This window comes from Sphingobacterium sp. xlx-96, from assembly GCF_011007365.1.
Classification (GTDB): Bacteria; Bacteroidota; Bacteroidia; order Sphingobacteriales; family Sphingobacteriaceae; genus Sphingobacterium; species Sphingobacterium luzhongxinii.
On the sequence record NZ_WFKM01000001.1, the window covers coordinates 672,270 to 678,714 of the forward strand.

5 protein-coding genes and 1 pseudogene are annotated in these 6,445 nt (G+C 37.4%); 5 read left to right on the forward strand and 1 reads right to left on the reverse strand.

The features are described from left to right. The first annotated feature begins 4 nt into the window (after positions 1 to 4). The 4 genes from G7B20_RS03010 to G7B20_RS03025 all read left to right on the forward strand — a co-directional run bounded on the left by G7B20_RS03010 (position 5) and on the right by G7B20_RS03025 (position 5,238). Positions 5 to 778, forward strand: a complete 774-nt coding sequence (locus G7B20_RS03010; RefSeq protein ID WP_164108533.1) for a DUF4843 domain-containing protein — start codon at positions 5 to 7, stop codon at positions 776 to 778. 17 nt (positions 779 to 795) lie between these two features. Then, positions 796 to 2,307 (forward strand): PKD-like family lipoprotein, encoded by a 1,512-nt coding sequence (locus G7B20_RS03015; RefSeq protein WP_164108534.1) that lies wholly within the window; start codon positions 796 to 798, stop codon positions 2,305 to 2,307. Between the two features lie 68 nt (positions 2,308 to 2,375). Then, on the forward strand, positions 2,376 to 3,788 hold the full coding sequence (locus G7B20_RS03020) for a TlpA family protein disulfide reductase (protein ID WP_164108535.1): 1,413 nt from the start codon (positions 2,376 to 2,378) through the stop codon (positions 3,786 to 3,788). A gap of 106 nt (positions 3,789 to 3,894) precedes the next feature. Beyond that, positions 3,895 to 5,238 carry a TlpA family protein disulfide reductase gene (locus G7B20_RS03025; RefSeq protein WP_164108536.1) on the forward strand — a complete coding sequence of 448 codons (1,344 nt, stop codon included), beginning with the start codon at positions 3,895 to 3,897 and terminating at the stop codon, positions 5,236 to 5,238. 199 nt (positions 5,239 to 5,437) lie between these two features. Here G7B20_RS03025 and G7B20_RS19725 read toward each other — a convergent pair. Beyond that, a pseudogene (locus G7B20_RS19725) lies at positions 5,438 to 5,602 on the reverse strand (ATP-binding protein); the annotation flags it as partial. A 548-nt stretch (positions 5,603 to 6,150) separates the two neighbouring features. On the opposite strand from G7B20_RS19725, the gene G7B20_RS03035 reads away from it, so the two are divergent. Beyond that, the coding region (locus G7B20_RS03035) for a hypothetical protein (protein ID WP_164108537.1) at positions 6,151 to 6,445 on the forward strand (295 nt) is incomplete at its 3' end.

The window sequence follows — 6,445 nt, forward strand, 5'->3', positions numbered from 1 at the left end:
GAAGATGAAAGCTTATTCATATTTTTTAATTGCATGTATATCTACGATGATCTATTCATGTAAGAAAAATCCATACATGTATTTTCAGGATATTGCAAGGTTACAATTCGGACCGGATGTTTCGAGAATTTACGATAATAATTACAGGTTGTCAGATTCATTGAAACGCTATACATTCTATTATGAAGGTAAGGAGATACAGCAAGATACTGTGTTTTTTGATTTGTATGCAAGTGGAGGAGTTAGTGCACATGATCGATCATTTCAATTGGTACAGGAGGACATTCCAGGTGTAATGAACGCTATTCCTGGAAAACATTATAAAGCTTTTTCGGATCCAACTGTAGTTACAGAATATGTGATTAATGCAGGAAAGGTTCGTGCCTCTGTCCCAATAGTCTTATTGAGAGATCCTTCATTAAAGGAGAGCACTGTATCCTTGAAACTTAAATTAGTTGCTAATGATAATTTTGGACTAGGGGAAACTAATAATTTATGGCGAAAAGTGGAATGGACAGATAGACTAAGTCAACCAACTCAGTGGGACGCATCGATTACTCAATATCATTTAGGAAACTACAGTATTAAAAAACATCAGTTTATAATAGATGTGACTGGTCAAAAATGGGATGACGAGTTCATAAAATCTATACGTACAGATAATGGTCTTTTAAGTTACTGGAAGTCAGTTATCAGTATAGCTGTGGTTAATTATAATATTGAACATCCTGGCGAACCATTGAGGGATGAGAATCGGGAGTTAATCGTATTTCCTTAATTTTTAAATCGAAAAAAATGATAAGAATATATATGTTGAGTGTTTTGGTTTTACTGTTTTCCTCCTGTCTGAAAGATAAAACCAATACTGATTTTCTACCTCATGAGGTGATTACCGTAGAAGGAATCGAAAGTAGTTATACAAAAGTTTCTGAAATAGATCGTATAATACTAGATCCACAAGTCACTTCTACAGACCCCAATGCTGAATTTGAATTTATGTGGGGAATTTATAATTCAAACATTGCTGGATTAGATACTTTATCGAAGTCTAAAAACCTAGATTACCTAGTCCGGAAGCCCGCAAATTCATGGAAATTGTTGTTTAGGGTAGCCAACAAAAATACTGGATACACTAAATATGTGACATCTGAATTAAGTGTAATCACTCAATTTACCCGAGGGTGGTATGTTGCGAAAGGAGATGCAGGTAAAACCGATGTGGATTTGTTTTTTACGCCAAGTACTATAGTTCCGGAATCAAAAATGGAAAATGTATTTAACACTGTTAATGGCAGAAGTCTAGATGGAAATCCACTAATCATGAATTTTTATAATAACTATAGCGTTCCACTTGATGGAAAGCGAGTTCTCATTCGAGGATTATTTGTTGTTTCGGATAAAGATGCTACGGTAGTAGATATTAATACCCTTAAAGAAGTAAGGAACTTTAACCAATTGTTTCATAGTGCTCCTACTAAAAAGCTTCCCGGCTTTGTTGGTCTAGGGATGTCTGCTTATTATTTTCTGAATGATGGCGGTTTACATAGTGTTTATAGCAATGGAGAATTCGGAGTTAAGAAAATAAGGGACAATTTAAATACCCCCTATAGATTATCCAATTACTTTTTGACTTCTTGGGTTGGAGGAAATCCTATACTTTATGATGAGATAAGCAGTTCATTTGTGTCAGCTGACGGCAGTGGAAGTTATCTGACCACCATTCAAGATGCTGCTGGTACAAGTATGCCCGCAAATAATAACAATAAGAAATTGTTGTTTATGGGTTTAAAGACATTTTATTCACCTTTTTCGGGCTTTGCTGTTTTGCAGGATAAGACAAATCCTAATCTTAAGATCGTGTCTAAAATTACCGAGACCGCGGTAGGGGGAAGAGCAAGCACGATACGATTGGAAAATGATACACTAAAGACCACAGATAAAATTTTCAATGCTACGCAATATGCTTTGTTAGATGGCGATGAGAATATGATCTATTTCTGTACGGGTAATGAGATTTGGTCAAGAAATCTTTCAAACGGCTTCGAGCAATTACAATATCGCATTCCAGCAGGAGAAGAGGTGACTTTCATGAGACATAGAAAGTATACGCGAGAAGCACCTTATAACTTCAATTTTATAATGGTAGGTACGAAAGTTGGGGGAAATTACAAGGTACGTATGTTTACGAAAACTCTAGGGAATTTATCTTCGGAACCCAAAGTAGTTCTTGAAGGAAAAGGAGCAGTGGGTGATGTGATCTATATTTCACCATCTGTAACCTCTACTACCTACAATAATACCTACTAGGTTTATCTAACTAATTATTCAATTGGCTCTTCTTGTTACAAGAGTCAATTGAATTAACACATAAAATAATGAAAAAGCTTTGTATCTTACTCCTTATCTGCGGTATTTCTTTTTCTGCAATGCCACAACGAGAATCGCTTATTAAGGGAGTACTAAAGTATGAAAAGACCCCAAACCTAAAATTGTATAAAATTGAAAAGGGGAAGACAGTGGAAATAGGAGTCTCTACTCCCGATTCCTTGGGCAGTTTTAGTTTTTCGTTTCACCCCGAATACGAAGGTTTATATGTGTTAGCTACTGAAAAAAGTTCGCCAATTGATCAGTGGAGTTTTTGGTTTAAAGAGGGCGACGAATTGACCCTATCCATCACAGACTCTGGATATGAGCTTACAGGGAAAACCAATTCTAAAGAAAATGTCATTTTGACCAAATGGTATCATCTTCTAAAACCCATCGGAACTAAGACCCTAAATGAAGCGGTATTTGAAAATAACTATTGGCTTTTTTGCCGTCCTTTAGAGGAAATATCAAACAACACCAAGTCTTGGCTAAAAGAGAATAGATCCGGTAATAAGAGATTTGATAGCAGATTGAAGAGTATCGTTACTGTAAACTTAAATCTTATTGCAAATACATTTATAAAAAGCCTTCACACCTATCAGCAATATCTTTCCTATCAAAAAACAGGAAATTACGCTGATTCGGGAACTAAGAATATGAGTCCCTATTATTTTGCGTCAAGTGTAAAAACGTTGTATAAATCCACTGATGATGTATACTTGAATCCATTTGGCGAGAGAGCCTTTCTTGATCAATTAGATTTAGATCGGCTGAAGGATGGAGTTCAGCGTGAATCGGGAGAAAAAGGTTTAAGTCAAGATCTTTCTTACATTTTCAATAATACCTTAAAAGGCGATCGCGTATTGGCATATGTTAACCGACTAAAAGATTACGAGGAATACAAAAGTTTAATGAATCAGTATGGAAAATTCATCATAACAGAAAGTCAGCAGAACTTCAACGCCAGAATAGCCGAAGAATTGGACGGTTTAAAACCAGGAAGGATTGCATATAACTTTTCTTATGAGGATCATACAGGGAATATCGTTTCTATGTCGGATTTAAAGGGAAAAGTTGTCTTAATAGATGTCTGGGCTACTTGGTGTGGACCGTGTCGGGCACAATTTCCCCATCTTAAAAGATTAAAAGAAGAATTCAATGGACAAGATCTCGTGATGGTAGGCATCTCAGTTGATGAACCGAAGAATAAAGATAAATGGCGTCAGCTGATCAAACATGAAAACTTAGAAGGGGTTCAGCTTTTTGCGAAGAACGGTTACGAGATCAGTCAATTCTATAAAATAAAGAGCATTCCAAGGTTTATACTTATCGATAAAGAAGGCAAAATTATCAATGCCGATACGCCATATCCTTCTGATCCTGCGTTAAGCATTTTGATACAGGATATATTGTCCAATTAATTTAAAAAGAAATACATATGAAATATCCATGTAGCAGACCTGTACAGACACCAATGAGAAGACTTTGGATATTCCATATAACCATTAAAAATCAAACTATTTACATATGAAATATATACTATCACTAGTTGCGTCAATCTTTTTATCATTGTTCGCATATGGAAAGTCACCTTATGCAACAGTTAAAGGATCCTATAAACACGATACAGCAGAAAAAATAAACTTATATACCGTAGTTAATGGCGAGCTGGTCGAATACGCGACAACAAAGCTGGGTGAAAACGGTTCTTTTGCATTTGCCCTTATTCCGGACGAGTATGGTTTTTATTATATAGGTGACCTAAAAGCTTATTTTAGAATTTATCTGCTTCCTAATCAAACTCTTTCGGTAGCTATTGATGCTGAAGAATATGATATAAAGTTGGTGGGTAAGAATAATCGGGAAAATATGCTGATCAATCAATGGTTTAACTTGGTGAAAGAAATGGATATCATGGCTACTAAAAACAAGGGTTATCGTACGATATTCACCGACTTTTATCCTGAATTAGAAAGACGGGTACCTGAATATAGAGCCTATTTGCGTCAGATAACGACCAAAAACGCTAAATTCAATCAGGAAATGACCTATTTAGCTCATAATGATATAAAGTATCTGTCACTCCAATTCTTAAGCAGTGGTAGATTCAAGCACCCAGAGGTTGGAAATGTTACGCCCTTTCATAAAGAGATTCTACAAGAAAAGTTGTTAGACTCTTCTATATTGAAATTGCCTTATGCCTGGAGATATCTTAATTCTTATTCTTCAGTGAAGAGAAGTCATATCCTTAAGAATAACCAGGTAAATTTTGTTAATTATGTACTAGAACAAATTTCCGATACTGAATTAAAAAGCCAGTATTTGTTAAAAGAATTGGAGAAACAAAAAAACGCCGATAGTTACAATGCCTTTTTTGCAAAATATAATAGCTACTTTCAGACTGTGGAACAGAAGAATACGGCTCAAAATATAGGTGCCCCTTTAATGTCACTAGAAAAAGGGAGTCCAGCTATTAATTTTATTTATCCCGATATTAATGGTAACGCAGTTTCGTTGAGTGATTTTAAAGGGAAAGTGGTGGTTTTAGATGTTTGGGCTACCTGGTGTGGGCCATGTATTGCGGAAGTTCCCGCCCTCCAAAAGTTAGAGAAAGATTTTGAGAGAAAAGATGTGGTGTTTATGAGTGTATCCGTCGATGCCAAGAGGCAAAAATGGGATACTTATGTCAATGAAAAAAAGCTGACTGGCGTCCAGTTATGGGGGGATCATTCGATTATGAATAACTATAAGTTTGACCGTATCCCTCGTTTTATGGTTTTTGACAAAGAGGGAAAGATAGTAAGTGTGGATGCTCCGAGACCTTCTGATCCGGCGTTAAAGAAAATGCTAGAAAAGGAACTGGCAAAGTAAATAATTGTCCCATAATTTATTACTAGTCGTAACTTAAAATGTAGGACTTCATGAAGCTCGCTTCATGGAGTTTTTTGGTTTTCAACTCATGGCAGAAGGCTTATAGTTTGAATAGTGCTTGTGAGTGATAAAGTGCATATGCTGGGGATGTTGACCCCATTCCGGGGATACTGACACCCTAATTTTGGTTCAAGGGTCGTCATTGCCAATAACCTGACAATATTACTTTTTTTCTTAGACTTTCTCCTTTAAGTTCAATACGGTGTGATACATGCACGATCCTATCGAGGATTACATCAGCGATCGTGTGCTAACCGATGATATCATACCAGTTTGCGACAGGCAGCTGGCTTGCTATGATGGTAGCTTTTCTATCATGCCTACCCTCAAAGATTTCCATGAGTTCCAATAGTTGCTGCTGTTCCAAGCAGAAACAATAGTTAACATTTTTAATCGTGAGTAGTCCGCGCCTAAAAGCAATGTATGCTCATGCATATTATTTACTTCCCGAGGAATACCCAGAGCTATTTTCAATTCTGTATTAAATACTCGTCCTTGATGGTCAGTCGGCGTCATGTCGGATGAATAAAACACAACGTGTCTTGTTATGATTCATTTTGATTGTTTTTGAAAATATTGATTTAGGGATTGAAATATTAATTATTTGTGTTGTCTCGCTAGCATCTATTAAAGACGTCATTTTCGGAACAGGAGATTAGCTATGTTTTCTGTATAACATACACAAACCTCGCATTATCACCCTTATACCTTGTTGATCTTTGGCAGTTCTTTTGTGTCGTTGCAGGATTTCAGGGCGTTGACGAAGACAGGGGAAGTCTTCGTTCTGCCCAAGGCCTGCCTTTGTCCGGCCTTGATTCTTTCAAAACACGGTCGATCCCCGATGGATCCCCGATGAATCCCCGGTCACCATCGGGGCGCGATCGGAGAACGATCGGAAGTTCATCGGGGAAAAGTGGTATTTGCCCAGGTTCTGGCAGGTACCCAGTAGGGTCTAGCGCTGCTTATCTGTCGCCTACTGGTGGCGTAGCAGATGGTTCACAAGCAAGAAATAACCAAGGAACAACCGAAGAACAGGCCAAGCGCCAACAAAGCCCAGAGAAAGAGCCGCAGATAGGTAATGCTTTTGCAGGCGGCAACGAGGTGTCCGACAGGAGAGAGGTAGTGACTTTGTTCGCACCTTGTTCGC

Excerpts from the sequence above, each read along its gene's own strand:
- G7B20_RS03010 (WP_164108533.1), top strand. The coding sequence starts at position 5 with ATGAAAGCTTATTCATATTTTTTAATTGCATGTATATCTACGATGATC.
- G7B20_RS03020 (WP_164108535.1), top strand. The coding sequence starts at position 2,376 with ATGAAAAAGCTTTGTATCTTACTCCTTATCTGCGGTATTTCTTTTTCT.
- G7B20_RS03025 (WP_164108536.1), top strand. The coding sequence starts at position 3,895 with ATGAAATATATACTATCACTAGTTGCGTCAATCTTTTTATCATTGTTC.
- G7B20_RS03015 (WP_164108534.1), top strand. The coding sequence starts at position 796 with ATGATAAGAATATATATGTTGAGTGTTTTGGTTTTACTGTTTTCCTCC.